Origin of the sequence: Pseudomonas sp. COR18 (assembly GCF_048568395.1) — a bacterium.
GTDB classification, from domain to species: Bacteria; Pseudomonadota; Gammaproteobacteria; order Pseudomonadales; family Pseudomonadaceae; genus Aquipseudomonas; species Aquipseudomonas fuscovaginae_B.
The window spans coordinates 1,989,599-2,014,850 of sequence record NZ_CP183808.1 but is presented as its reverse complement, the minus strand read 5'-3'; the positions used below and the strand labels follow the sequence as shown (position 1 = coordinate 2,014,850).

General features: G+C 62.9%; 23 protein-coding genes and 1 riboswitch. Of the genes, 16 read left to right on the top strand and 7 right to left on the bottom strand.

Features of this window, described 5'->3' with window-relative positions:
* The first annotated feature begins 40 nt into the window (after positions 1 to 40).
* The 4 genes from ACM62G_RS09340 to ACM62G_RS09325 are packed head-to-tail and all read left to right on the top strand — an operon-like array spanning position 41 to position 3,592.
* Positions 41 to 925 (top strand): DUF6625 family protein, encoded by an 885-nt coding sequence (locus ACM62G_RS09340; protein ID WP_054062117.1) that lies wholly within the window; start codon positions 41 to 43, stop codon positions 923 to 925.
* Positions 922 to 2,076: a glycosyltransferase family 4 protein gene (locus ACM62G_RS09335; RefSeq protein ID WP_054056540.1), complete on the top strand. Its 1,155-nt coding sequence runs from the start codon at positions 922 to 924 to the stop codon at positions 2,074 to 2,076. Before ACM62G_RS09340 ends, ACM62G_RS09335 begins: the two co-directional genes overlap by 4 nt.
* Positions 2,073 to 2,957 (top strand): glycosyltransferase, encoded by an 885-nt coding sequence (locus ACM62G_RS09330; RefSeq protein ID WP_273823155.1) that lies wholly within the window; start codon positions 2,073 to 2,075, stop codon positions 2,955 to 2,957. The genes ACM62G_RS09335 and ACM62G_RS09330 overlap by 4 nt, the downstream gene beginning before the upstream one ends.
* A gap of 14 nt (positions 2,958 to 2,971) precedes the next feature.
* The gene (locus tag ACM62G_RS09325) at positions 2,972 to 3,592 is read left to right on the top strand and encodes a CatB-related O-acetyltransferase (protein ID WP_054056542.1); all 621 of its coding nucleotides are present in this window, start codon (positions 2,972 to 2,974) and stop codon (positions 3,590 to 3,592) included.
* A gap of 49 nt (positions 3,593 to 3,641) precedes the next feature.
* On the opposite strand, the gene ACM62G_RS09320 is transcribed toward ACM62G_RS09325, so the two are convergent.
* Positions 3,642 to 5,501, bottom strand: coding sequence for an O-antigen ligase family protein (locus tag ACM62G_RS09320; protein WP_419737044.1), 1,860 nt, complete (start codon positions 5,499 to 5,501; stop codon positions 3,642 to 3,644).
* Positions 5,502 to 5,657: 156 nt separating this feature from the next.
* On the opposite strand from ACM62G_RS09320, the gene msbA reads away from it, so the two are divergent.
* The 4 genes from msbA to hldE all read left to right on the top strand — a co-directional run bounded on the left by msbA (position 5,658) and on the right by hldE (position 10,482).
* Entirely contained in the window at positions 5,658 to 7,463 is a 1,806-nt protein-coding gene (msbA, locus tag ACM62G_RS09315) for a lipid A export permease/ATP-binding protein MsbA (protein ID WP_054056544.1), read from the top strand.
* Positions 7,464 to 7,649: 186 nt separating this feature from the next.
* Entirely contained in the window at positions 7,650 to 8,354 is a 705-nt protein-coding gene (locus tag ACM62G_RS09310; protein WP_273823151.1) for a sulfotransferase family 2 domain-containing protein, read from the top strand.
* Positions 8,347 to 8,997 (top strand): adenylyl-sulfate kinase, encoded by a 651-nt coding sequence (gene cysC, locus ACM62G_RS09305; RefSeq protein WP_419737043.1) that lies wholly within the window; start codon positions 8,347 to 8,349, stop codon positions 8,995 to 8,997. The genes ACM62G_RS09310 and cysC overlap by 8 nt, the downstream gene beginning before the upstream one ends.
* A 63-nt stretch (positions 8,998 to 9,060) precedes the next feature.
* Positions 9,061 to 10,482, top strand: coding sequence for a bifunctional D-glycero-beta-D-manno-heptose-7-phosphate kinase/D-glycero-beta-D-manno-heptose 1-phosphate adenylyltransferase HldE (gene hldE, locus ACM62G_RS09300; RefSeq protein ID WP_419737042.1), 1,422 nt, complete (start codon positions 9,061 to 9,063; stop codon positions 10,480 to 10,482).
* 117 nt (positions 10,483 to 10,599) lie between these two features.
* Here the strand turns inward: hldE and ACM62G_RS09295 are convergent, their stop codons facing one another.
* From ACM62G_RS09295 to ACM62G_RS09280, 4 genes are all read right to left on the bottom strand, one after another.
* A complete protein-coding gene (locus ACM62G_RS09295) occupies positions 10,600 to 11,565 on the bottom strand; it encodes a hypothetical protein (protein WP_054056548.1) in 966 nt (321 codons plus the stop codon).
* Between the two features lie 41 nt (positions 11,566 to 11,606).
* Entirely contained in the window at positions 11,607 to 12,419 is an 813-nt protein-coding gene (locus tag ACM62G_RS09290) for an aldo/keto reductase (RefSeq protein ID WP_419737041.1), read from the bottom strand.
* Complete coding sequence (locus ACM62G_RS09285) at positions 12,416 to 13,591, bottom strand: NAD(P)/FAD-dependent oxidoreductase (protein ID WP_273823149.1); 1,176 nt, start codon at positions 13,589 to 13,591, stop codon at positions 12,416 to 12,418. The genes ACM62G_RS09290 and ACM62G_RS09285 overlap by 4 nt, the downstream gene beginning before the upstream one ends.
* Positions 13,592 to 13,660: 69 nt before the next feature.
* Entirely contained in the window at positions 13,661 to 13,993 is a 333-nt protein-coding gene (locus ACM62G_RS09280) for a DMT family transporter (protein WP_054059392.1), read from the bottom strand.
* A gap of 110 nt (positions 13,994 to 14,103) precedes the next feature.
* On the opposite strand from ACM62G_RS09280, the gene ACM62G_RS09275 reads away from it, so the two are divergent.
* Both ACM62G_RS09275 and waaA read left to right on the top strand, forming a co-directional pair.
* Positions 14,104 to 14,988 (top strand): LysR family transcriptional regulator, encoded by an 885-nt coding sequence (locus tag ACM62G_RS09275; protein ID WP_273823148.1) that lies wholly within the window; start codon positions 14,104 to 14,106, stop codon positions 14,986 to 14,988.
* A 22-nt stretch (positions 14,989 to 15,010) separates the two neighbouring features.
* Positions 15,011 to 16,306: a lipid IV(A) 3-deoxy-D-manno-octulosonic acid transferase gene (gene waaA / locus ACM62G_RS09270; protein ID WP_419737040.1), complete on the top strand. Its 1,296-nt coding sequence runs from the start codon at positions 15,011 to 15,013 to the stop codon at positions 16,304 to 16,306.
* 44 nt (positions 16,307 to 16,350) lie between these two features.
* Here the strand turns inward: waaA and ACM62G_RS09265 are convergent, their stop codons facing one another.
* Positions 16,351 to 17,790, bottom strand: a complete 1,440-nt coding sequence (locus ACM62G_RS09265) for a TolC family outer membrane protein (protein WP_054062125.1) — start codon at positions 17,788 to 17,790, stop codon at positions 16,351 to 16,353.
* Positions 17,791 to 17,977: 187 nt separating this feature from the next.
* A riboswitch (TPP riboswitch) is annotated at positions 17,978 to 18,083 on the top strand.
* Between the two features lie 147 nt (positions 18,084 to 18,230).
* Here ACM62G_RS09265 and thiC point away from each other — a divergent pair.
* Both thiC and cytX read left to right on the top strand, forming a co-directional pair.
* Entirely contained in the window at positions 18,231 to 20,120 is a 1,890-nt protein-coding gene (gene thiC / locus ACM62G_RS09260) for a phosphomethylpyrimidine synthase ThiC (protein ID WP_054062126.1), read from the top strand.
* 181 nt (positions 20,121 to 20,301) lie between these two features.
* Positions 20,302 to 21,594, top strand: coding sequence for a putative hydroxymethylpyrimidine transporter CytX (gene cytX / locus ACM62G_RS09255; protein WP_419737039.1), 1,293 nt, complete (start codon positions 20,302 to 20,304; stop codon positions 21,592 to 21,594).
* On the opposite strand, the gene ACM62G_RS09250 is transcribed toward cytX, so the two are convergent.
* Positions 21,563 to 22,294: an RsiV family protein gene (locus ACM62G_RS09250; protein WP_416771500.1), complete on the bottom strand. Its 732-nt coding sequence runs from the start codon at positions 22,292 to 22,294 to the stop codon at positions 21,563 to 21,565. The two genes, cytX and ACM62G_RS09250, sit on opposite strands and share 32 nt — an antisense overlap.
* Positions 22,295 to 22,503: 209 nt before the next feature.
* On the opposite strand from ACM62G_RS09250, the gene ACM62G_RS09245 reads away from it, so the two are divergent.
* The 4 genes from ACM62G_RS09245 to ACM62G_RS09230 all read left to right on the top strand — a co-directional run bounded on the left by ACM62G_RS09245 (position 22,504) and on the right by ACM62G_RS09230 (position 25,228).
* On the top strand, positions 22,504 to 23,121 hold the full coding sequence (locus tag ACM62G_RS09245; protein WP_054059399.1) for an NUDIX domain-containing protein: 618 nt from the start codon (positions 22,504 to 22,506) through the stop codon (positions 23,119 to 23,121).
* Positions 23,112 to 23,564 (top strand): DUF1249 domain-containing protein, encoded by a 453-nt coding sequence (locus ACM62G_RS09240; RefSeq protein WP_273823143.1) that lies wholly within the window; start codon positions 23,112 to 23,114, stop codon positions 23,562 to 23,564. The genes ACM62G_RS09245 and ACM62G_RS09240 overlap by 10 nt, the downstream gene beginning before the upstream one ends.
* Before the next feature lie 143 nt (positions 23,565 to 23,707).
* Complete coding sequence (gene cpdA / locus ACM62G_RS09235; protein WP_419737038.1) at positions 23,708 to 24,526, top strand: 3',5'-cyclic-AMP phosphodiesterase; 819 nt, start codon at positions 23,708 to 23,710, stop codon at positions 24,524 to 24,526.
* A 93-nt stretch (positions 24,527 to 24,619) separates the two neighbouring features.
* Positions 24,620 to 25,228 carry a YqiA/YcfP family alpha/beta fold hydrolase gene (locus tag ACM62G_RS09230; protein ID WP_054059402.1) on the top strand — a complete coding sequence of 203 codons (609 nt, stop codon included), beginning with the start codon at positions 24,620 to 24,622 and terminating at the stop codon, positions 25,226 to 25,228.
* Positions 25,229 to 25,252: the final 24 nt, after the last annotated feature.

Sequence of the window (25,252 nt, the reverse complement as noted above, 5' to 3'; positions counted from 1 at the left end):
AGTGTTCCCTTGAGTTCCAGAAGCCTGCAGTGAGTTGCCAATGACCCGTCCAGACCCGCGTATTCTGTTCATCATTCCCTATTTCGGGCGCTGGCCGTTCTGGATGCCGTTCTTTCTGGAAAGCTGCCGATACAACCCGGATATTGACTGGCTGCTGTTCAGCGATTGTGGGGTGCCGGAGGATACGCCGCCCAATGTCACTATCGAGAGCATGAGTTTCGACAATTACTGCCAGTTGGTCTCCCGCCGACTGGAGATCGATTTTGCCCCGAAGGCCGCCTACAAACTCTGTGATATCAAACCGGCCCTGGGATATATCCATGCCGATCGTCTGGAAGGCTATGACTTCTGGGCATTCGGTGATATCGACCTGGTGTATGGCAACCTGCGCGAGTATTTCACCGCCGAGCGCCTGGCCGGTTACGATCTGTTCTCCACTCATGAGCGCCGGGTAGCCGGCCATTTGTGCCTGATGCGCAACACCGCGCGCAAACGCGAGGTGTTCATGCAGATCAGGAACTGGCGCGAACGCTTTACCGACCATGAGCATCATGCACTGGATGAGGGGGCATTCAGTCGTATTTTCCTGTGGCGCAAGAACTTCCCGAAACCGTTGTTCGATCTGGTGGGCAAGTTCAACCCCTGGCGGCGGCGTAGTGAATTCACCGAATGTTTCAGCACGCCGGGCGGCGTGATCAAGTGGCATGATGGAACCTGTAACTTTCCGAGCCGCTGGTACTGGCGCAACGGGCGCCTGACCAATGATCGCGATGGCGAGCGCTCTTTTCCATATTTTCACTTTGTGTGCTGGAAGCGTAATGAGTGGTCCAGGCTACCTGAAGCCGACCCCGGGCAACTCCGGCTGCTGGCCCGGGAACCGGCGTGGACCATCGATGCGACAGGGTTTCAGCGGGGAGATTTATGAGTCAACGTTTCAAGGTCCTGCAACTGCAGCCGGACTACAACGTCAAGTCGCACGATTTCGCCGACCTGGCCGAGCAGATCGTCAAGGCCCTGCCTGTCGAGCGTTTCGAGGTCACGGCGGCATTCCTGCGTGGGCGTCCCGGGCCGGGCGAGCCTGTCAGCCGGGCTGATCGCTCGGTGTATTTCGAATTCTCCGACAGCGCTCTCAAGGGCATGCGTCTCAGGGCGATGTGGCAGCTGTACAAGTTCTGCCGCAGGGAGAAATTCGATGTCGTGGTGTGCAACCGCTTCAAGCCGGTGAACATGCTGCTGCAACTCAATCGTTGGCTGAAGATTCCCTTGTGTATCGGCATTTCCCACGGTTTTGGCGAGTACGACCGTTTCTATCGGCGGCGGCAGACCCAGGGCCTGATCGACCGGAGCTGGCGCTTCGTAGGCGTCTCGCCTGCGGTGAAGCAGTATCTGCTGGACTGCCGTTGCGGTTTCACCGATGCCAATACCTACGCGATCACCAATGCGATCGATATCCAGCAGGCCGAGGGTCTGCAGCATTCCCGTGAGCGGGCCCGGGAACTGCTGGGACTGTCGCCCTCGGCACGCCTGGTCGGTGCGCTGGGACGGCTGGTGCCGGTCAAGGGGCATACCTATCTGCTCCAGGCCTTTGCCGCGCTCAAGGACAAGTATGCCGAAGCCCAGCTGGTGATTATCGGTGCCGGACGCGAGGAGGCTCGCCTGCGCCAGGAGATCGAGCGCCTCGGCCTGGATGGTCGTGCCCACTTGCTCGGTTTCCGCGAGAACGCCTTGCAGTACGTCCGAGCGTTCGATATCTGGACCATGCCTTCCCTCGCCGAAGGGCTGGGCCTGGCGCTGCTGGAGGGCATGAGCGGGCACCTGCCGGTCATCGCATCCAGCGTACCGGCCATGCTGCCGCTGATCCAGGGTGCGGGTGGCCTGGCGGTGGAACCGGCGAATGTGCCGGCCCTGACGGCGGCCCTGGACAGCTACCTTGGTCTGTCGGACGAGGCGTTGCGCGCCAAGGGTGAGCAGAGCTACCGCTATCTGCAGGACCAACACGATATCGAGGTATTCCGTCGGCAATACCTGGAGTTGATTGAATCAGGCCTGGCTCAGGCTGGTAAGGAACATCCATGACAGACGCCCAGCCTCTGGTGACGGTGATCATCGCTTCGTACAACCACGGTCCCTACATTGAGCAGAGCATTCTCAGCGTGCTCAACCAGACCTACCCGAACATCGAGTTGCTGGTGGTCGATGACGGCTCCACCGATGACAGTGTCGAGCGTATTCGCCGCCTGCAGGCAGAGCATGGTTTCGATTTCCAGGTCCAGCAGAACCAGGGCCTGACCAATACGCTCAACGGTGCCATCGCACGCTCCCGTGGCAGCCTGATTGCGCCGTTCGGTTCCGATGACATCATGCTGCCTGAGCGTATTGCCGTGCAGGTCGCCCATATGGACGGCAAGCCTGAGGTGGGAATCTGCGCAGGCAATATCGAGCTGATCGACTCCGAGGGCAACCTGTTTCCAGAGAAGCGCCAGCGCCGTGACGTACCGTTCCGGCGTCTGGATTTCGATGACATGTTCCTCGAGCGCAAGCCCTATCCGCCGGCTCCCACCTTGCTCATCCGTCGCGAGGCGCTGGAAAAGGTTGGCGGGTTCGATCCGCAGATCCGTCTCGAGGACCTGCTGATCGAGTTGAAGATCACCCGCGCCGGCTACTTCATCGATGGCCTGGGTGTGCTGATGGCCCGTTATCGCAAGCACGCCACCAACTCCTACAAGAACCACCGGTTCATGATCGACAGCATCCTGCGCACCTATGCGCTGTTCAGCGATCACCCCTTGTACGATCAGGTGCGTTACAAGTTCCTCAACTCGATGTTCCTGAAAACCTCCAATCGTGATCGCAAGCTGGCTCGCGAACTGTTGGCGCAGATTCCGTTCAAGGCCTGGACGGGTAAAACCTGGAAGGCTCTGGCGCGGTTGTACTTTTCGCCGCTGGAAAAGAGTTGAACGGAGCTTGAGGCATGGGCTGGATTCAGCGGTTTCTCGAAAAAAGGGCTAAGCGGGCCATCCGCAAGCTCCCAAAGATAGAGCGTGGCGCCGCGCGTTTCAGGCAGCGTTATCCCGATTATGGTTTTGGCCGGGGAAGTTATGGTCTGCCACAGGTCCATGACTGGCAGGAAGGCTCGACCCTGAACATCGGCGCCTACTGCTCGATTGCAGAAGGGGTACAGATATTCCTGGGTGGTCATCACCGGGCCGACTGGGTGACCACCTTTCCATTCCCCGCCATGGTTTCGCAGGCCGCACATATCAGCGGGTACAGTGGGACGCATGGCGACGTGACGATTGGCAACGATGTATGGTTGTGCTCCAACTGCACGCTGTTGTCAGGGGTTACGGTAGGAACCGGGGCGATTGTCGCGGCGGGTGCCCTGGTGACCCGGGATGTCGAGCCTTACGCGGTAGTGGGCGGGAATCCGGCTCGTTTCCTGCGCTGGCGTTTTCCCGAGGAACAACGTCATGCCCTGCTGGCCAGTGCCTGGTGGGATTGGCCGGAAGAGGAGCTGCACGGTCTGGCGGACAAGCTGTGCAGCGATGACATCGAGAGCTTCCTGGAGTACGCCCGGCAGCGCCGGGGCTGACCTCCTGCAATCGGTCGCGGCACCTTTACGGGGCGGCGACCGACACTTCTCAGGCCTTGGCGGTCTGGTTCAGCAGTTGTGCTTCCTTGCGCAGCGAGGTGACCGACCTGTCGGAAGCCGTCGAGGCATAGCCCTTGAGCAGTGCCGGCAACTGCTCTTCGAAAAGCCAGCCACGGTCTTCCCGATAGCGCTGCATATGGCGCAGGTTGCGCTGGCGTAGGGCTTGTCGGAGAGGCGAGGGGTAGACCCGCATGTCCGCCAGGTCGATCAGGCCGAACTCGCCATCTTCCAGCAGCAGCACGTTGCCCAGGTGCAGTGAGCGGAAATAGACACCGCGCTCATGCAATTGCCCCAGGAACCTGCCGAAGCGCTCGACCAGTGCTTCGCGCACCGCCGCCGAGCCCATCGACTGCAGAACCTGGCGGAGCGTCTGGCCTGGCAATGGCCGGTAGTGCACCGCCGTGCTGCCATTCTTGAGGTGATAAAGACCGATGATCTCCGGGGTCTGGATACCCATGGCACGCAGACGGTCGCTGTTTATCGCAAAACGTTCCGACTGTGGATTGAAACCGCCGGAACTGTAGAAACGGCGGGAGCGGAAGAGCTTCAGGTAGTCTCCATTCTGCAGGCACAGCACCTTGGGACCCAGTCCGTCCTCCTCAATGACCCGGGCATCCCGGGTCAGTCCGGCGAAGGAGTTTGCATCCAGGTACCGTACTGGCCTGTCCAGCAGGCGTCGGGTGCGCCGCGCGACGGTCAGGGCGAGGATCAGGGCCAGGGGGACCCAGAGCAGGTACCAGTGCTCCTTGGGGCGGGACAGTGTGCCGCCACCTTCGGTGAGTCCGGCGCCGATTCCGAATACCAGCCAGCTGGAGGCCAGGATGAACAGTGGTTGGACACGTTGCCGCCAACTGCTCAGCAGGCCCCAGCCAAGCATGAATATCCAGGGCAGGAAACCGATGATCCCGGCATAGAAGAGTACGCCGAGGGCGAAGTTGTGAGGCTCGCTCAGATTGTAACCGACCCCGGGATCGATACTCAGTTCGGCGTTGTAGCCATGTCCGATCCAGGGATGGAAGGCGATCTGCTCCAGGGTCATGCGCCACAGTTCGAAGCGGAACGAGTTGCCACGTTCGAAAAGCATCCCGGAGAAGAAGGTGAAGACCACGATGGCACTGGCCAGCATCGCTCCCAGCACCATCAGCGAGCGCCGGTTCCAGCAGATGAAGCTCAGCCACAGGGCTGCCAGGGTCAGTGCGACCAGGGGAGTTCGCGAACCGGTGGCGAGCACGGCGCAGAACATGATCAGCAGTGCCGGCAGGCTCAGCAGCAGTGTCTGCGGGCGTTTGCAGAGCATGCTCAGGCTCATCCAGTAGACGCAGAAGAAGCCGAAGACATGGGAGCTGAGCAGTGGGTTGTCGAAGGCCCCGGCGCCCACCATGCGCAGGTCCGGTGTATGGGTCCGCCAGAATATGTAGAGGTTGTACAGGGTAGCGCACAGGCCGATGATGGCGGCGCTGAAGATCAGCGGTTGCAGACTGTCCGGGCGGTAGCGCACCAGCAGGCTGCAGCCGATGAAGAGCATCAGGGTGTGCAGTGGCGGCTTTGTGTCGCTCAGGGCATCCGGTACGGGTGGGCTCCACAGCAGGCTGAGGATGGTCCACAGGGCGAAGGTCACGATGGCGATGAACAGCGGCTCGCGGACCAGTTCCTTGAGTTCCCGTGGGCGCAGCAGCAGGGCGATCAGGGCGGGTGCACTGAACAGGGCGTAGTAGATCTTGTGATGCGCGCTACGGCCCGGGAGAAAGAACATGTCGCTCAACAGCAGCAGGTAGCCCAGGGGCAGCAGCCAGAGACAGATGAAATCGAAAACTCGGTTGGAGGCGTTATTCAAGCCACTGAATTGCATGCTGAAAAGTCATTCCGAAAGATGAAAGGCCATACTAACGCACTGGCTATTTAATGTCGTCCGCCAGGTGGGCGGTGGGCTTGAGCCAAGTGGCAGTCAGTACAACAGAGAAGCTGTGCTAAAGTCAGCCTCCTTTTTCAATTACCGCCGCGTGACATGACCGACTCCAGTCTCTCCGCAAGCCCGTCGAGCTTGAAAGTCTACTTCCGTCTGCTGAGCTATGTACGTCCCTACATAGGACTGTTCATGCTCAGCATCGTCGGTTTCCTGATTTTCGCTTCGACGCAGCCAATGCTGGGTTACATCCTCAAGTATTTTGTCGATGGCCTGTCCAATCCCGAAGCCGCGCTGTTTCCCAACGTGCCCTATCTGCGCGACCTGCAGTTGCTGCAGGCCGTGCCGCTGCTGATCATCCTGATCGCCGCCTGGCAGGGGCTGGGTTCGTACCTGGGGAACTACCTGCTGGCCAAGGTCTCTCTCGGACTGGTTCACGACCTGCGGGTCCAGCTGTTCAACAACCTGCTGACCCTGCCGAACCGCTACTTCGACCAGCACAACTCCGGCCATCTGATTTCACGTATCACCTTCAACGTCACCATGGTGACCGGGGCCGCCACCGACGCGATCAAGGTCGTGGTTCGTGAAGGCATGACGGTGATTTTCCTGTTCGTTTCCCTGCTCTTCATGAACTGGCGTCTGACTCTGGTCATGGTCGCCATCCTGCCGCTGATCGCGCTGATGGTACGCACGGCGAGCAAGAAGTTTCGCAAGCAGAGCAAGAAGATCCAGGTGGCGATGGGCGATGTGACCCATGTGGCGTCCGAGACCATCCAGGGCTACCGTGTCGTGCGCAGCTTCGGTGGCGAAACCTATGAGCAGAAACGCTTCCTGAAGGCCAGCCAGAGCAACACCGACAAGCAACTGCGCATGACTCGCACCGGTGCGATCTATACGCCGATGCTGCAGTTGGTAATCTACATTGCCATGGCGGTGCTGATGTTCCTGGTGCTCTACTTGCGCGGCGATGCGTCGGCGGGCGACATGGTGGCCTACATCACCCTGGCGGGTCTGTTGCCAAAGCCGATTCGTCAGTTGTCGGAGGTCAGTTCGACCATCCAGAAAGGCGTGGCGGGTGCCGAGAGCATATTCGAGCAACTGGACGTCGCACCGGAAGTGGACCATGGCACCCTCGAGCGGGACAAGGTCGAGGGCCGCCTGGATGTGCGTAACCTGAGCTTTACCTATCCGGGCACCGACCGTCTGGTGCTGGACGACATTTCGTTCAGTGTCGAACCGGGCCAGATGGTGGCGTTGGTGGGGCGCTCCGGCAGTGGCAAATCGACCTTGGCCAGCCTGATTCCGCGGTTCTATCACCATGAACAGGGCGAGATCCTGCTCGACGGCATCGAGGTCGAAGACTATCGGTTGCTGAACCTGCGCCGGCATATAGCCCAGGTGACCCAGCATGTCACGCTGTTCAGCGATACGGTCACCAACAACATCGCCTATGGCGATCTGGCGGGTGCCCCTCGCGAAGACGTCGAGCAGGCTGTGCGCGACGCCTACGCCAAGGACTTCATCGATCAGTTGCCCAAGGGCCTCGATACCCAGGTCGGCGAGAACGGCGTCCTGCTCTCCGGCGGCCAGCGCCAGCGTTTGGCGATTGCCCGGGCGTTGCTCAAGAACGCGCCACTGCTGATTCTCGATGAGGCCACCTCGGCACTCGATACCGAGTCCGAGCGGCATATCCAGGCTGCTCTGGATAAGGTCATGAAGGGTCGTACCACCCTGGTGATCGCCCACCGGCTGTCGACCATCGAGAAGGCCGACCTGATCCTGGTGATGGATCAGGGGCGTATAGTCGAGCGTGGTACTCATGCCCAGTTGCTGGAAAAAAATGGCTATTACGCACGGCTGCATGCCATGGGGCTGGATGAGTCGGCCCCCGCCGGGACCGCGTGAGTCAATAGCCCGGGAGCGCAGTGTCGCTTCCGGGCAGTTGCGGTGCGCAATGCGCCGCGAGTTTGTATCCGGATACTTACCCAGCTTGACCATCGCTAAATATTTTCTGCTACCTGACATTGTTATGGTTCGGCAACGAATCATCGATATCAACGGAGGGGCTATCCCTTCCGCGCAGGTACTGGAATGTTGCAGCGCTACCTATGGAAGCTGATGCCCAAGGCTCAGCGAGAATTTCTGCTGGGGCGTCTCCCGGTTGTCGACCGGCAGGTCATCAACAAGGTCATGTCCGGCAATGTGCAGTTTCCCCAGCCGTTCACCGAGCGTGCCTGTCTGTTCATCCATGTTCCCAAGTGCGCCGGCAGCAGTGTGTGTGGTGCCTTGTTCGGCGGTTGGCACCCCGGGCATCTGCCTTTGCACTGGTATGAGCATCAGTTCCCCGAGCAATACGCCAGGAGCTTCAAGTTCGCTTTCGTGCGTGAGCCGTTGGAGCGGGCCTATTCGGCTTTCGCCTTTCTCAGGGGCAACGAGCCATGCCGGCGGGATATGTCCGCGCACAACCTGGTGAGTTCATACCGCGACTTCGACGATTTCGTCTATCGCTGGCTGCATCCCGAGAATGTCAGGAAGCAATTGCATTTCGCCCCCCAGACGGACTTTCTGGTCGGTTCGCTCGGTCATCTGGAGCTGGACTTCATCGGTCGCCAGGAGCATCTGGAGCAGGATTTCCGCTCCGTCTGCGAGCGGATTGGCATCGCCTCGACCCTGCCTCACCTCAATCACTCACGCCAACGACGCGTGGAGCCGGTGAAGGAGTTCTGTTCGGTGAGAGCCCGCCGACTGGTTCGTCGCGTCTACCAACGAGACTATGAGTTACTGGGCTATGAATAGACTGGCAACGATCCCCCTGGAAAAACCGCAGATCCGCCCCTACACCCTGGCGCTTTCCACGGCGCAGCGGGCGGCGATCAAGCACCAGCGGCCCTGCTGCATCTGGCTGACCGGCTTGTCGGGAGCGGGCAAGTCGACCCTGGCCAATGCCCTCGAAGTGCAACTCAATCAGCGCGGCCTGCATACCTTCCTGCTCGATGGCGACAACGTGCGCAACGGCCTGTGCAGCGACCTTGGCATGTCTGCGAAGGCCCGCAAGGAAAACATCCGGCGGGTGTCCGAGGTGGCACGGCTGATGGTCGATGCCGGGTTGATCGTGATCGTCTCGGCGATTTCACCGTTTTGTGCCGAGCGTGATCAGGCCCGCTCGCTGTTCACGCCGCAGGCGTTCTCCTGCGTCTATGTCAGCACACCCTTCGACGTCTGTTCCCGGCGCGACCCCAAGGGGCTCTACAAGGCGGCCCTGGCCGGGCGGATCAAGGACTTCACCGGGCTCGACAGCCCTTACGAGGTGCCCCTCGATGCCGATTGCGAAATCGACACGACCTCGCTGACGCTGGAGGCCTCGACCCGGCGCCTGCTGGATTTTCTGATCAATAAAGGTGCAATTTCCAATGGCGAAGCCACTCACTTGAAGCCATAGGCTAGCCTGGGGCCACCCTGTGTTAATATCGCGCCCCTGTTCATTTTGTATGTGGGTTGCTCCATGAAGTTGTCCATGCCGCGATTCGATCAAGCCCCTGTCTTGGTGGTCGGCGATGTCATGCTCGACCGTTACTGGCATGGTGGTACCTCACGGATTTCCCCTGAGGCGCCGGTACCGGTGGTCAAGGTCGAGCAGATCGAGGACCGTCCGGGCGGTGCTGCCAACGTTGCCCTGAACATTGCCGCGCTGGGTGCGCCGGCGTCCCTGGTGGGTGTCACCGGTGACGACGAGGCCGCCGACAGCCTGAGCAACAGCCTCAAGGGCGCGGGCGTACGCGCGCTTTTCCAGCGTATTGCGCACCAGCCGACCATTGTCAAGCTGCGGGTCATGAGTCGTCACCAGCAGCTGTTGCGGATCGATTTCGAAGAACCGTTCGCCACCGATGCCCTGGCGTTGGGTGCAGAAGTGGATGGCCTGCTCGAAGGCATCAAGGTATTGGTGCTGTCCGACTACGGCAAGGGCGCGCTGAAAAACCATCAGGCGCTGATCCAGGCTGCGCGGTCGCGGGGTATTCCCGTGCTGGCCGATCCCAAGGGCAAGGACTTCTCGATCTATCGCGGAGCCAGCCTGATCACGCCGAATCTCAGCGAATTCGAAACCATCGTCGGCGGTTGTGCCGATGAGCACGACCTGGTTTCCAAGGGCGCGCAGCTCATGCAGGACCTCGATCTGGGAGCCCTGCTGGTCACCCGTGGCGAGCACGGCATGACCCTGTTGCGCCCCGATCATCCGGCCCTGCACCTGCCGGCCCGGGCACGTGAGGTGTTCGATGTGACCGGTGCCGGCGATACGGTGATTTCCACCCTGGCAGCGGCGATCGCCGCTGGCGAGGACCTGCCCCATGCCGTGGCCCTGGCCAACCTGGCGGCAGGTATCGTGGTCGGCAAGTTGGGTACGGCGGCCATCAGTGCGCCGGAGCTGCGTCGTGCCATCCAGCGCGAGGAAGGTTCCGAGCGCGGTGTGCTGGGGCTCGAACAGTTGCTGCTGGCAGTGGATGACGCGCGGGCGCACAACGAGAAGATCGTGTTCACCAACGGTTGTTTCGACATCCTCCACGCCGGCCATGTGACCTATCTGGAGCAGGCGCGGGCCCAGGGCGATCGGCTGATCGTTGCGATCAACGACGATGCCTCGGTCAGTCGTCTGAAAGGCCCGGGGCGGCCGATCAACAGCGTCGATCGGCGCATGGCGGTCCTGGCCGGCCTGGGTGCGGTGGATTGGGTGATCAGCTTCCCGGAAGGCACTCCGGAAAACCTGCTGACCCAGATCAAGCCCGATGTTCTGGTCAAGGGTGGGGACTACGGTATCGATCAGGTGGTCGGTGCCGACATCGTCAAGGCCTACGGCGGTACGGTGAAGGTGTTGGGGCTGGTGGAAAACAGCTCGACCACGGCGATCGTCGAGAAGATCCGCAGCAACTGAGGGTGACCGGCTCCTGCAGGGGTTGCAGGGGCTTACCCTGCAGGAGCCGGGTTTATCCGCGAACAGCGGCATAATGGATTCACCGTCCGTTACCCGACCCGCGCGGTTGCACCGCTGTCAGCGCCCGGCCTTGGCCGGTACCATCTTGCGCAGAAGCTGCCGGGCCTTGCCGGTCAGGCGCCTGAACCTCGAGTCCTTTTCCGGTTCCGTCAGCCCCTGCTGGCGGACCCAATCCTTCCAGCGCACCCGCTCATCGCGCACCAGCCAGCCATCCTGGCGGGCAAAGCTTTCCGCCAGATACAGGCCGCGCGTGCTGGCGGCAATCAACTGATCCTTCTTCAGGGTATACAGCTCGGCACAGGGCTGGCCGTCCTTCAATGGCATCAGGTAGAGGTCGGGCCGGGAGCGGTTCAGGCGCGCCACCAGTTCATCGTTTTCCAACCGCTCGTCGACATGGAACAGGCTCAGGGGCTTGGCCTCCCGAGGTACGTCCAGGCGCAGGTCGTAGATCAACTGCAGCGATGCGGTCGGCAGGTGCACATAGGCCCGCGGCCGCTCCAGCAGCTGTTGGGCGCCACAGCGTACCGGCAAGGCCGAGCCGGACAGCGGCGTCAGGCGAAACGGCAGCGCCTCGCGGTAGTGCAGCGCGGCGGAATAGGGCGTCGGCAGCCAGGTGTCATTGAACCGCCCGCTGAGCCAGCCTTCCGGTGTTTCCAGCAGGCATTCCTCGGCGATCTCCTGGATGGCGGTGTGCAGCGGCAGGTTCAGTTCCTGGGCCGGAACATAGCCGGAAATCAGTTTGAGTACCACGTCGCCGCGGTCCTGCCGGCGCTGGCGGACCAGTACCCAGTAGTCGCGGTTCTGCCAGTGCAGGGTGAGCCGCACCGAAACCCCGAGGTTGGCCAGTTCCACGGCAAAACGTCCGGCATCGGCGACGTTCACCGGCTTGCGCCTGTGCAGGATCTGCGCAAAGTTCAGCGGCATCCCGACGCTCTGGTAGCTCAGGCCTTCGGGAGTCGCTTCGACGAACAGGGGCAGGGTCTTGAAGTTGCTGGGGTTCTTTCTGATCAGTGTTCGCGGCATGTCGGCTCCTTCTTGCGTCGGGGTCGGCCGCGTGGGCGGCATCAGTTCTGGCGAATGACCCGGGCTACGGTTGCCACATTATGGGCCAAGTGCAGCGGATTGATGGTACCGACGATAGCACTGGCAACGCCGGGCTGCCCGAACAGCAACTCGAAGCTGGCGCGTACCGGATCGACACCTGGGCTCAGGCAGGCATGACCGCTGGCCAGGGCCTTTTTTACCAGAATCGCCTTGCCGTGGGCAGCTGCATAGTCAATGACCGCTCTTTCGGCCTGTTCGTTCAGATTGTAGGTGACCATCGCGCAATCGCCCTGCTCAAGAGACTTCAGGCCACCCTCGACGGTTTTTCCGGAAAAGCCGAAGGCGCGGATCTTGCCTTCGCGCTTGAGGTCGGCCAGGGTCTGGTAGACATCGCTCTGTTCGAGGATCGCCAGGTCGTTGCCGTCGGAGTGGACCAGCACCAGGTCGATGAAGTCGCTTTCCAGGCGTTGCAGGCTGCGTTCCACGGAAAGACGGGTATGCCCGGCGCTGAAGTCGTGGCGCGACTGGCCAGCCTCGAATTCCTCGCCGACCTTGCTGACGATCACCCATTCATGGCGCTGCCCGCGCAGCAGCGGGCCGAGGCGTTCCTCGCTACGGCCGTAGGCCGGGGCGGTGTCGATCAGGTTGATGCCCAGGTCGCGGGTCAGCTTGAGCAGTTGGCGAGCGTCCTGGTCGTCGGGGATCTGGAAGCCGCTAGGGTATTTGACGCCCTGGTCGCGGCCCAGTTTCACGGTGCCCAGGCCCAGTGGCGAGACGCTCAGGCCGGTGCTGCCCAGGGGCCGGTGCAGGTCGTGCAGGGTTGGCTGGCTCATGGCAGCAGTTGCTCCCAGGCGGTTTGCGTGAGGGGCGGGCGTGGCAGCTCCGGCAGTGCCGGCGGATGGCTCGGCTGGATAGCGTCGCGCTGCAGGCTGGCGATGACCCGGTCGGCGAAGTCCGGCGCCAGCGCCAGCTTCGTCGGCCAACCGACCAGCAGGCGCCCGTCTTCGGCGAGAAAGGCATTGTCCGGGCGGGTCAGGCCCGATTGCTGGGGTTCGGCGCGGTCGACCCGCAGGGTGGCCCAGCGGCTCTGGCTCTGGTCGATCCAGGGCAGCAGGTTGTCGAGCTCCTTGCGCGCGGCGGCAATCTGTCCGGCGCTGTCGCGTGCCACGCCCTCGGCCTCGGCGATATCGCCGCCCAGGTACCAGACCCACTGGCCATCGGCCGACGGGTGGCTGGTCACGGTGATCCTTGGCTTGGGACCGCCGCCCAGGCAATGGGCGTACAGCGGCTTGAGGCTCGGGCCCTTGACCAGCACCATGTGCAGCGGGCGTTTCTGCATCGCCGGCTGGCTCAGGCCCAGCGCGCCCAGCAGCTCGGCGTTGCCGGCACCGGCACTGAGTACGATGCGCTGGGCGCGGATTTCGCGGTCATCGACGCGCAGGCCGACCAGTTGCCCGTCTTCGCGCAGCGGTTCGATTTTCTGCCCCGCGAGCAGGCCATCGCCCGCCAGTTCGGCCAGGCGTGCAATGAGGCTGGGGACGTCGACCACCAGTTCGGCCAGGCGATAGACCTTGCCCTTGAAGCGCGGGCTCTGCAGGGCCGGTGGCAACTGGTCGCCCTTGACCTGGTCGACCCGGCCGCGCACGGCCTTGCTGGCGAAGAAGCTGGTGAGGTTGCCGGCCAGGGTGCCGGGGGACCAGAGGTAATGGGCGTCCGACAGCAGGCGTACGCCGGTGAGGTCGAGTTCACCGCTGCCGGCCAGGGCCTCGCGCCAGCGGCGCGGCATGTCGGCGATGGCTTCCGAAGCGCCGGTCAGTGCGCCATGCAGCGCGTACTTGGCGCCGCCATGGATGATGCCCTGGGACTTCACGCTCTGGCCACCGCCTAGGCTGGCGCTTTCCACCAGCACCGTCGAAAAGCCCTGGCGGCGCAGGCGCGCATTCAGCCAGAGGCCGGCGACGCCGGCGCCGACAATCAGGACATCGGTGGATATAGCGGATGGCATGCAGCGACCTCGGTTGTTCTGACTAAGGCCGCAGTATACAGGTTCGCAAGAGGCGTCGACGGCCTGCCATCAATGCCCGGCGGTTTTCGAGAACAGCTGGATCACCACCACGCCGAGCACGATCAGCGCCATGCCGAGCATGGCCGGCACATCCAGCTTCTGGCCGTAGAGGAACAGCGCGGCGACGCTGACCATCACGATGCCCATGCCGGCCCAGACCGCGTAGGCCACACCTACCGGCACCGTGCGCACCACCAGGGTGAGCATCCAGAAGGCGGTGGCATAGCCGACGATGATCAGGGCCAGGGGCAGTGGTGTGCTCAGGCCCTTGACCGCTTTCATGGAGACAGTGGCGATGACTTCGGCGCAAATGGCGATGGCGAGGTAGTAGTAGGCATTCATGAAGTGATCTCCCCTATCTTTTGGGCCTGCTGATGAGGTCGGCATTTTAGCGGTCGCCCAGATGGGGTAAAGTCATTACCTATCTGTATAGAAGATAGGTTGGTCCACCCATGCAATGGAATCTGGAGCAGATGCGGCTGTTCGTCGAGGTCGCCGAGCGGCGTTCTTTTTCTGCAGTGGCCCGTCATCAGCGCAAGGCCCAATCGGCTGTCAGTTCGGCGATTGCCCTGCTTGAGGATGACCTCGGTGTGCTGCTGTTCGAGCGCAGCAGCGGCCGCCAGCCGCGGCTGACGGCGGCGGGGGAGTCGCTGCTGGAGGAAGCGCGCGAGGTGCTGCGTCAGTGCGAGCGTCTCAATGGGCGGGCCCTGTCGCTGATGCGGGGTCAGGAAGCCTGTCTGCGTCTGGCACAGGATGAGGCGATGCCCTACCAGTCGGTGGTCGACAGCCTGGAAGCCCTGGCCAACCGCTTTCCCAATCTCGAGGTGCAATTGACCAGCGCGGCCCAGGGCGATGTGGCGCGCAAGCTGGTGGAGCGGCGTGCCGACCTGGGCCTGCTGTTCTACCACGACCAGATTCCCGAAGCCCTGGAGCGACGGGTGCTGGGCAGTATCGAGATGGTCACGGTATGCGGCGTCGGCCACCCGATGGCGGGGTTGGCACGGGTCAATTGTCAGCAACTGGCCCAGCACCGGCAGTTGCTGATGTCGACGCAGTCGAGTGTCTACCCCGGCAGCGAGGCGGCCAGCCCACAGGTCTGGCGGGCCGACAGTTTCTACGTGATGGCTGAATGGTTGATCCGCGGCCTGGGCTGGGCCTGGCTGCCGCGTCACGTGGTGCAGTATCCGACGTACCAGGGGCAGATGGTCGAGCTGGCCAGTGAGTGGACGCCGCCGGCGCTGGTCGTCGAACTGGTCTGGCGTCGCGACGAGCCCCTGGGGCCGGCAGGACGCTGGTTGGCCGAGCGTTTTGCCGAACACTTGCAGGCGATCGGCTGAAAACACAGTAAACTCCGCGGCCATGAATAGAACTCTCTACACCTTGCTGTTTCATCTGGGGCTGCCGCTGGTGGCCGTGCGTCTGTGGCTGCGGGCGCGCAAGGCGCCGGCCTATGCCCGACGGATCTGCGAACGTTTCGCCCGGGGCCTGCCGCCGATGCGCCCGGGCGGGATCTGGGTGCATGCGGTCTCGGTGGGCGAGAGCATTGCCGCCGCACCGATGATCCGGGCGCTGCTGGCACGCTACCCGGATTTGCCGATCACCGTGACCTGCATGACGCCTACCGGCTCGGAGCGAATCCAGGCGCTGTTCGCCAATGAGCCGCGTATCCAGCATTGCTACCTGCCCTACGACTTGCCCTGGGCGGCGGCGCGTTTCCTCGACATGGTACGCCCCCGGCTGGCGGTGATCATGGAAACCGAGCTGTGGCCCAATCACATCCACCAATGCGCCCGGCGCGGGATTCCGGTGGCCCTGGCCAATGCGCGGCTGTCGGCGCGCTCGGCCAGGGGCTATGCCCGCTTTGCCCGGTTGACCCGGCCGATGCTCGAGGAAATGAGTCTGATCGCGGTGCAGACCGAAGCCGAGGCCGAGCGTTTCCGGCAGTTGGGGGCGCGGGCCGAGTCCGTCGAGGTCACCGGTTCGATCAAATTCGACCTGAGCGTCGATCCGCAACTGCTGGTGCGGGCCGCCGAGTTGCGCGAGCAGTGGCAGGCGCAACAGCGTCCGGTGTGGATTGCCGCGAGCACCCACGAAGGCGAGGACGAGGTGATCCTGGCGGCACATCGGCAATTGCTGGGCAGTTACCCGGATGCCTTGCTGATTCTGGTGCCGCGCCACCCCGAGCGTTTCCACAGCGTCTTTGAACTCTGTCGCCAGCAGGGTTTCACGACGGTCCGGCGTTCAACCGCGGAACCGGTGGGGGCGCAGGATTCGGTGCTGCTCGGTGACACCATGGGCGAACTGCTGTTTCTCTATGCCCTGGCCGACAGTGCCTTCGTCGGCGGCAGCCTGGTGCCCAATGGCGGCCACAACCTGCTGGAGCCGGCGGCCCTGTGCAAGCCGGTCCTGAGCGGGCCGCACCTGTTCAACTTCCTCGAGATCGCCGCGTTGATGCGCGAGGCGGGTGCGCTGCAGGAAGTCGATGATGCCGAGGGGTTGGCAGTGGCCGTGCGGAGTCTGTTCGAGCTGCCACAGGACGCCCGCCGGATGGGCGAGGCGGGGCTGAAGGTGATGCAGGCCAACCAGGGCGCGTTGCAGCGCCTGCTGGATGGGCTTGCGCGCCTGCTTGCGGGAGCAGGATCCATCCGCGAGTAATCCTTTTAAGGCCGCCCAAGGCTTCGCGGATAAATCCGGCTGCGTCAGCGCTGCGATGGCGCCTTGAGGTTGGCCGATGCGGCTTTCGCCAGGTCCGGCGGCAGGAAGTCCTTGTCCGGGTTGTAGTCGGCCTTCAGGTAGCGCGACAGGGCACTCAGGTCGTCCGGGCTCAAGGTGCCCGCCGCCTGCTTCAGGCGCAGGTTGTCGAGAATGTAGTCGTAGCGGGTGTTGTTGTAGTCGCGCACCGAGGTGTACAGCTGGCGCTGGGCATCGAGCACGTCGACGATATTGCGCGTACCCACCTGGTAGCCGATCTCGGTCGCTTCCAGTGCACTCTGGTTGGAGATGATCGACTGCTTGCGGGCCTGTACCTGCTCCACGTCGGTGTTGACCGCACGATGCAGGTTGCGGGTGTTCTCCACCACCTGGCGGCGCAGGGCTTCACGCTGCTGTTCGGTCTGGCTCAGGCGCGAATAGGACTCGCGCACCTGGGAACTGGTCAGGCCGCCGCTGTACAGCGGGATGTTCAGTTGCAGGCCGACGGTGGTCTGCTTCACCGGCCCGCCATAGTTCTGGCCCAGGGTATTGGGGTTGGTCAGGCCGAAACCGTCGTTGTCGCCGGCCTGATACTGGGCGACGGCATCGAGGGTCGGGGCGTGGCCGGCCTTGCGCTGCTTGAGGGTTTCCTCCGCTGCGCTGACCGCGTAGTTGCTCGCCAGCAGGTTCAGGTTCTGTTTGGCCGCGGTATCGACCCAGGCCTTGGCGTCGTTCGGCGTCGGGGCCAGCACCGGCAGGGTATGGACAATCCCCTGGATCGAGTTGTACTGACGGTTGGTCAGGGTGATCAGGGCTTCGAACGCATCCTCGACCTGGCGCTGGGCGACGATGCGGTTGGCTCGCGAGGTGTCGTAGCTGGCCTGGGACTGCAGGACGTCGGTCTTGTCCGACAGGCCGACGTCGAAGCGTTCGTTGGACTGGTCCAGCTGGCGCTTGAACGCCGCTTCCTCGGCCTTGGTCGAGGCCAGGGTGTCCTGGGCGCGCAGCACCGCGAAATAGCGTTCGGCGCTCTGCAGGATCAGGTTCTGTTCAGTGGCCGAGAGCTGCAGCGCGGCCTGTTCGTTGACGTCCTTGGCCGCCTGGAGCTGGAACCAGCGGTCGGCGCGGAAGATCGGCTGGCTCAGGGTGGCCTGGTAGACGTTGGCGCTGCGGTTGGTGGTGACCGAGGGCCGGTCGATCGAGGTGTGAACGTTATTGCTGCTGGCGCCGGCCGACAGGTTCGGCAGCAACCCGGCCCGGGCCTGGGGCACGACTTCCTTGCGCGCGTCGTAATCGGCGCGGGCGGCGGCCAGGTCGGCGTTGTTGTCCAGGGCTTCCTGGTAGACGCTGACCAGGTCGGTCTTGGTCGACAAGGGCGCTTCAGCTGCCCAGACCAGTCCGTTGGTCGCACAAGACACGGCCAGGGCCAGTGATAGTTTGCGCAGCATGAGGCGATCCTTGGAGTAAATATTACGGTTGTAATTCGGGGCCGAGGCTAATGTGCGCCGGGCGTAGCGTCAAGCCGTAGGCGAGTGTAGTTGTCGTCGGGGCTCGCAACAATCCTGCATATCGGCCATTTATCCAGACGGATACGAGGGTGGTGGCGTTATGTCGCGGTCTTGGTCTACACTCGCCGCGTTCTTGTCGGGGTGCCTTGCTGTGAGGCTGAGATCGGATAATTCCGGATCCCGTTGAACCTGATCAGGTTAGCGCCTGCGTAGGGAACAAGATTGCTCGTCTCCCGGCGAGTCCTCTTGTGCCGCGTCCGGGATGTTGTTCGACAATCGAACAGCGCAGGTCCGGGCAAGGCACAGCGCCAGTCATGGTGCGTCCGTGCATTTCAGGTTCGTCCCGACAATCCACCTGGATGCAGTCTGGAGAGCCCGTGATGAGTACAAGATTAAAAGACGCCGCGAACCTCAGCGATTCGGCCAAGGTCGACGAGCAGTCGGTTCAACCCTTTCCCCGCTCGCAAAAAATCTACGTCCAGGGTTCGCGCCCGGATATCCGCGTGCCGATGCGTGAAATCAGCCTCGATGTGACCCCGACCGATTTCGGCGGCGAGATCAATGCGCCGGTGCTGGTCTACGATACTTCCGGTCCGTACACCGACCCGAACGTGACCATCGATGTGCGCAAGGGCCTGGCCGATGTCCGCTCGCCGTGGATCGACAGCCGTGGCGACACCGAGCGCCTGGCGGGGCTGAGTTCTAATTTCGGCCAGCAGCGCCTGGCCGATCCGGAACTGACCAAGCTGCGCTTCGCCCACGTCAACAACCCGCGCCGGGCCAAGGCCGGGGCCAACGTCACCCAGATGCACTACGCCCGACAGGGCATCATTACCGCCGAGATGGAATACGTCGCCATCCGCGAGAACCTCAAGCTGCAGGAAGCCCGCGCCGCCGGCCTGCTCGACCAGCAGCACGCCGGCCACAGCTTTGGCGCGAGCATCCCGAAAGAGATCACGCCCGAGTTCGTTCGCGAGGAAATCGCCCGCGGCCGGGCGATCATCCCGGCGAACATCAACCACGTGGAGCTGGAGCCGATGATCATCGGCCGCAACTTCCTGGTGAAGATCAACGGCAACATCGGCAACAGTGCCCTGGGCTCTTCCATTGAGGAAGAAGTGGCCAAGCTGACCTGGGGTATCCGCTGGGGCTCGGACACGGTCATGGACCTGTCCACCGGCAAGCACATCCATGAAACCCGCGAGTGGATCATTCGCAACTCGCCGGTACCGATCGGCACCGTGCCGATCTACCAGGCCCTGGAGAAGGTCAACGGCGTTGCCGAAGACCTGACCTGGGAGCTGTTCCGCGACACCCTGATCGAACAGGCCGAGCAGGGCGTCGATTATTTCACCATTCACGCCGGCGTGTTGCTGCGCTATGTGCCGCTGACCGCCAAGCGGGTCACCGGGATCGTCTCCCGTGGCGGTTCGATCATGGCCAAGTGGTGCCTGGCGCACCACAAGGAAAACTTCCTCTACACCCATTTCGAGGAAATTTGCGAAATCATGAAGGCCTACGACGTCAGCTTCTCGCTGGGCGATGGCCTGCGTCCGGGCTCGATTGCCGATGCCAACGACGAAGCGCAGTTCGGCGAGCTGGAAACCCTCGGCGAGCTGACCAAGATCGCCTGGAAGCATGATGTGCAGTGCATGATCGAAGGCCCTGGCCACGTGCCGATGCAGTTGATCAAGGAGAACATGGACAAGCAACTGGAGTGCTGCGACGAGGCACCGTTCTACACCCTCGGCCCGCTGACCACCGACATCGCGCCGGGCTACGACCACATCACCTCCGGCATCGGTGCGGCGATGATCGGCTGGTTCGGCTGCGCCATGCTCTGCTACGTCACGCCCAAGGAGCACCTGGGCCTGCCGAACAAGGATGACGTGAAGACCGGGATCATCACCTACAAGATCGCCGCCCACGCCGCCGACCTCGCCAAGGGGCATCCGGGGGCGCAGATCCGCGACAATGCGCTGAGCAAGGCGCGCTTCGAATTCCGCTGGGAAGATCAGTTCAACCTCGGCCTGGACCCGGACACCGCCCGTGCGTTCCACGACGAGACGCTGCCCAAGGATTCGGCCAAGGTCGCGCATTTCTGTTCCATGTGCGGGCCGAAGTTCTGCTCGATGAAGATCACCCAGGAGGTCCGCGACTATGCGGCCAACCAGCGGATCGAGGCGGTCGATGCGGATGCGGTGCAGGGTATGGCCGAGCAGGCCGAGCGCTTCAAGCGCGAGGGTAGCCAGCTGTACCGGAAGGTCTGATCCGGGCCGTTATCGGGGCGTCCGTGAGGGCGCCTTCGCGGGCAAGCCACGCTCCTACAGTGTCATGTCGTATGCAGGCCCCACGTACGACGCTGCACTGTAGGAGCGTGGCTTGCCCGCGAATAGACCCTCAAGCGCGCCATCGCCCTTGCAATCCATACACCTATTTTCGAGAGCAGCCGTGAATACACCCGCCAGCACCTATTCCCCCGATCTCGCCGTCCCGCTCGACAAGCGCGTGTTCGGCGCGCGCGACCTGTTTTCCCTGTGGTTCTCCCTCGGCATTGGCCTGATGGTGCTGCAGACCGGTGCCCTGCTGGCGCCGGGGTTGGGGCTGGCCGGCTCGTTGCTGGCGATCCTGGTTGGTACGGCGGTCGGCGTACTGCTGCTGGCGGCCGTCGGTGTGATCGGCAGCGATACCGGACTGGCTTCCATGGCTGCTTTGAAACTCAGCCTCGGCCATTATGGCGCGAGCCTGCCGGCGATCCTCAACCTGCTGCAACTGGTGGGGTGGGGCGCATTCGAGATCATTGTCATGCGTGATGCCGCCAGCCTGCTCGGTGGCCGGGCCTTCGGCGAAGGCAGCCTGCTTGCCAATCCGTTGCTCTGGACCCTGCTGTTCGGCGCGCTGGCCACCTTGCTGGCGGTCAGCGGTCCGCTGACGTTCGTGCGCAAGATCCTGCGCAAGTGGGGTATCTGGCTGTTGCTGGCGGCGTGCCTGTGGCTGACCTGGAACCTGTTCGCCAAGGCCGACCTGTTGGCGCTGTGGGCCCAGGCCGGCGATGGTTCGATGGCGTTCGCCGTGGGTTTCGACATCGCGATTGCCATGCCGCTGTCCTGGCTGCCGCTGATCGCCGACTACTCCCGGTTCGGCAAGCGTGCGCAAGGTGTGTTCGGCGGCACCGCGCTGGGTTTCTTCATCGGCAACCTGTGGCTGATGAGCCTGGGCGTGGCCTACACCCTGGCCTTTGCTCCGAGCGGCGAGGTCAATGCCCTGCTGCTGGCCCTGGCGGGTGCCGGGATGGGAATTCCGCTGCTGCTGATCCTGCTCGATGAATCGGAAAACGCTTTCGCCGACATCCATTCGGCGGCGGTCTCCAGCGGGACCCTGCTGCCATTGAAGGTCGAGCAACTGGCCCTTGCCATCGGCGTGCTCTGCACCTTGATCGCCTGCCTGGCACCCCTGGCGCAGTACCAGAACTTCCTGCTGCTGATCGGCTCGGTGTTCGCGCCGCTGTTCGGCGTGGTGCTGGTCGATCACTTCATCCTGCGCCGGCGTGGTTCCGTCGTGGTGTCGCCAGCCTTGCGCTGGTCGGCGCTGCTGGCCTGGTTGGGTGGTATCGGCACCTACCACCTGCTGGCCAGTTTCCATCCGGAACTCGGTGCGACCCTGCCGTCGCTGCTGCTGGCAGGGCTGCTGCAACTGCTGTTGGGCAAGGTCTTCACTGCCGGGCGGGAAACCGCTCGGGCTTGAGGATGCCGTTGAGGCGCGAGTAGTCGACCTTCAGGTCGATCAGGCCCATGGCGTAGGGCGCGATGGTCGTCACGTTGTACTTGAGCAGTACCCCGTCGCTGGTCAGGGCGACGTTCGGGGTGGTCTGGAAGGGCCAGGTACGAACGAAGTCCTGGTCTACGCGATTGTTGATCTGCCAACTGTTGTGGGCGACCTTGACCAACTTCCAGAAGGCTTCTTCCTGGCCCGGCAGCAGTATGTCCTGCAGGGTCAGGGCCTTGTGTTCCTCGCGTGACCAGTTGATGAAGCTGCGACTCGGCGTGCCCTGGGGGGTACCGTTGTCCAGGTAGCTGATCAGCTCGATGATCACCAGGCCGTCATGCTGTTCGAGTACCTTGGCTTGCAGATAGCTGCCCTGGCGGCTGGCGGAGGTGGCGAGGAACTGATCCTGGTAGGCCTTGAGCGACGTCGGCAACGGCGTGGCTTGGGTCATCTGCAGCAGGCGGCGCTCGATCAGGCTGTCCAGTTGCGGTTCGCTCGGAAAGTGCACCGTGTCGATGTTCACCAGCGGGCAGTCCGGATCGTTGCAGCCCGGCTTGACCTGTTCCCAGGCGTCGCGCTTGAACTCCAGCGGCTTCTGCGTGGCGGGTTGGAACAGACTCTGGCACGCCCCGAGGGTCAGGGCGATGCAGGTCAGCGAGGCGATTTTTAGAAACGACATGTACGTCCTTCGTCGGCGAAAGATAGGTCAGGGAGAGCGTGCTTTGACTGTCAGCGGCGGACTCGGTTCGCCACTACGCTAATTAGAGTAGGTTTCGGTGGCAGCCGTCTATCCCGACAATGGGAAAGTGGCTGCATCAGCAGGTGTCGGCGCGTTAGGATGGCGCGAAGTCGAGGGGGAGCCTCGCCGCTACAGCAAAGAGGATCAGCATGACCGACATCAGCAAGTCCAGTCCGACGAAAGTCGAGATCATTCGCCGGGAGAACTGCTTCAAGGGCTTCTACCGGCTTGATCGCCTGCACCTGCGCCATGAGCTGTTCGCCGGTGGCATGGGCAAGGAGATCAATCGCGAGGTGTTCGTGCGCCATGATGCGGTATGTGTGCTGCCCTACGATGCCCGGCGCGATGAAGTGGTATTGCTGGAGCAGTTCCGGGTCGGCGCCATGGACAAGACCGACAACCCATGGATGGTCGAGCTGGTGGCCGGCCTGATTGACAAGGACGAGCAGCCGGAAGAGGTTGCCCATCGCGAGGCGCAGGAGGAAGCTGATCTGGCGCTGCAGGCGCTGTGGCCGATCACCCGCTACTTCCCGTCGCCTGGCGGCAGCAATGAGTTCGTTCATCTGTACCTGGGGCGTTGCCAGACCGAGGGGGCCGGCGGCCTGTATGGGCTGGTGGAGGAGAGCGAGGACATCCGGGCGACGGTCTGGGCCTTCGATGATGCCCTGCAGGCCGTGCGCGATGGGCGGATCATCAATGCGGCGTCGATCATTGCCTTGCAGTGGCTGGCGTTGAATCGTGCCGAAGTGAGGGGCTTATGGTCGTAAGTCTGCTGCGCGAGCGTTATCGGGTCGATCTGATCGGGCTGCAGGCTGCCTGCGAGGCGAACTATGCCCGCCTCATGCGCCTGCTGCCCGAGATGCGCGCCCAGCAACGCGCCCGCCGGATTGCCGTGACCCAGGGCGACCAGATGCTTGGCGTACTGGCCCTGGAGGTGCTGCAGGACTGTCCCTACACCACCACCCTGCTGGTGCGTCAGGAACACAGCCTGCCATGGTTGCCGGTGCCGCAGTTGCAGGTACAGGTCTACCACGATGCGCGCATGGCCGAGGTCATCAGCGCCGAGCATGCACGACGCTTTCGCAGTATCTACCCCTATCCGAATGCGGCCATGCACCAGCCGGATGAGAAGGCCCAGCTCAACATCTTCCTCGGCGAGTGGTTGAGCCACTGCCTGGCCTGTGGTCATGAATTCGAAGCGGTACGTTAATCGGGTTGTATCCGGCTAAATGTGAACTGTGCCCGTTTTCAGCCATTTCCTCTTTGCAGGTTCCCTGACCATAATTGCGCGCAATGCGGTTTTGAACGAATCGGTTAAAACCTGTCCAGCCAGCAATTGCGGGGGAGAGCGCCTTGTCGAGCGTAGCCACTCAATCGACCACCATGGACTCGGTGCTGTTGGTCCAGCTGTCCGACAGCCATCTGTTTGCCGAGGCGGACGGTACACTGCTGGGCATGAATACCCGCGACAGCCTGCAGCGGGTGATCGATTGCGTCCTGGCCGAACAGTCGCGGATCGACCTGCTGCTGGCCAGCGGCGACCTGTCCCAGGACGGCACGCTGGAGTCCTACCAGTGCTTTCGCCGGATGAGCGGACGTATTCCGGCTCCGGCCCGCTGGTTTCCCGGCAACCACGACGAACTGCGCGAAATGACCGCGGCCGCCGCCGGCAGCGACCTGCTGGAACCGGTGGTGGATATCGGCAACTGGCGCGTGACACTGCTGGATTCCGCCGTGCCGGGCTCGGTGCCGGGGTTTCTGCAGGATGAACAGTTGCAGTTGCTGGAGCGCGCTCTCGGTGAGGCGCCGGAGCGTCATCACCTGATCTGTTTCCACCACCATCCGGTATCGATCCAGTGCGCCTGGATGGAGCCGATCGGCTTGCGCAATCCGCAGGCGCTGTTCGCCGTGCTGGAGCGCTTTCCCCAGGCGCGGGCCCTGCTCTGGGGGCATATCCACCAGGAGTTCGACCGCGAGCACCAGGGCCTGCGCCTGCTGGCCTCGCCCTCGACCTGTATCCAGTTCGCGCCGGGTAGCGAAGATTTCAAGCTCGACGACAAGGCTCCCGGCTACCGTTGGCTGCGCCTGCATCCGGATGGCCAACTGGAGACCGGGGTATCGCGTGTTCAGGACTTCGAGTTCACCGTCGATCACGGCGGTACGGGTTACTGAACTTCCCCAATATAGGTAGGAAGTATCTCAGGGCGAGTCATGGCCCCGGACTCAGGCTAAACTGCGCGTCTTTGCCCGCCAGCGAGCGATGACATGTCCGGTTCGATCCTGTATATCCACGGCTTCAACAGTTCGCCCGAGTCGAAGAAGGCCACCCAACTGACAGACGTGATGGCGATTCTGGGGCTTGGCGCACAATTGCGGGTCCCGGCCCTGCACCATCATCCACGCCAGGCGATGGCCCAGCTCGAGGCGGCGATCGCCGAACTCGGACGTCCGCTGCTGGTCGGCAGCTCGCTCGGCGGCTACTATGCGACTCACCTGGCCGAGCGCCATGGCCTGAAGGCCCTGCTGGTCAACCCGGCGGTCAGCCCGCACCGGCTGTTCGACGGCTTTCTCGGCCCGCAGCAGAACCTCTACAGCGGTGAAACCTGGGAGCTGACCCTTGACCACGTGACGGCCCTGGCCGCCCTGGAAGTGCCAGCGCCGCAGGACCCGCAACGGTTTCAGGTATGGTTGCAAACGGCCGACGAAACCCTTGATTATCGCGCCGCGCAACAGTATTACCGGGCGTGCGCCTTGCGTATCCAGGCCGGCGGCGACCACGGTTTCCAGGGCTTTGCCCGACAATTGCCGGCGTTGCTCAGTTTTGCCGGCATCGCTGCCGATAAGTACCAAGCGATCGATTTCTCTGCACTTTGAGAATGACCCCTATTCATAGACGAC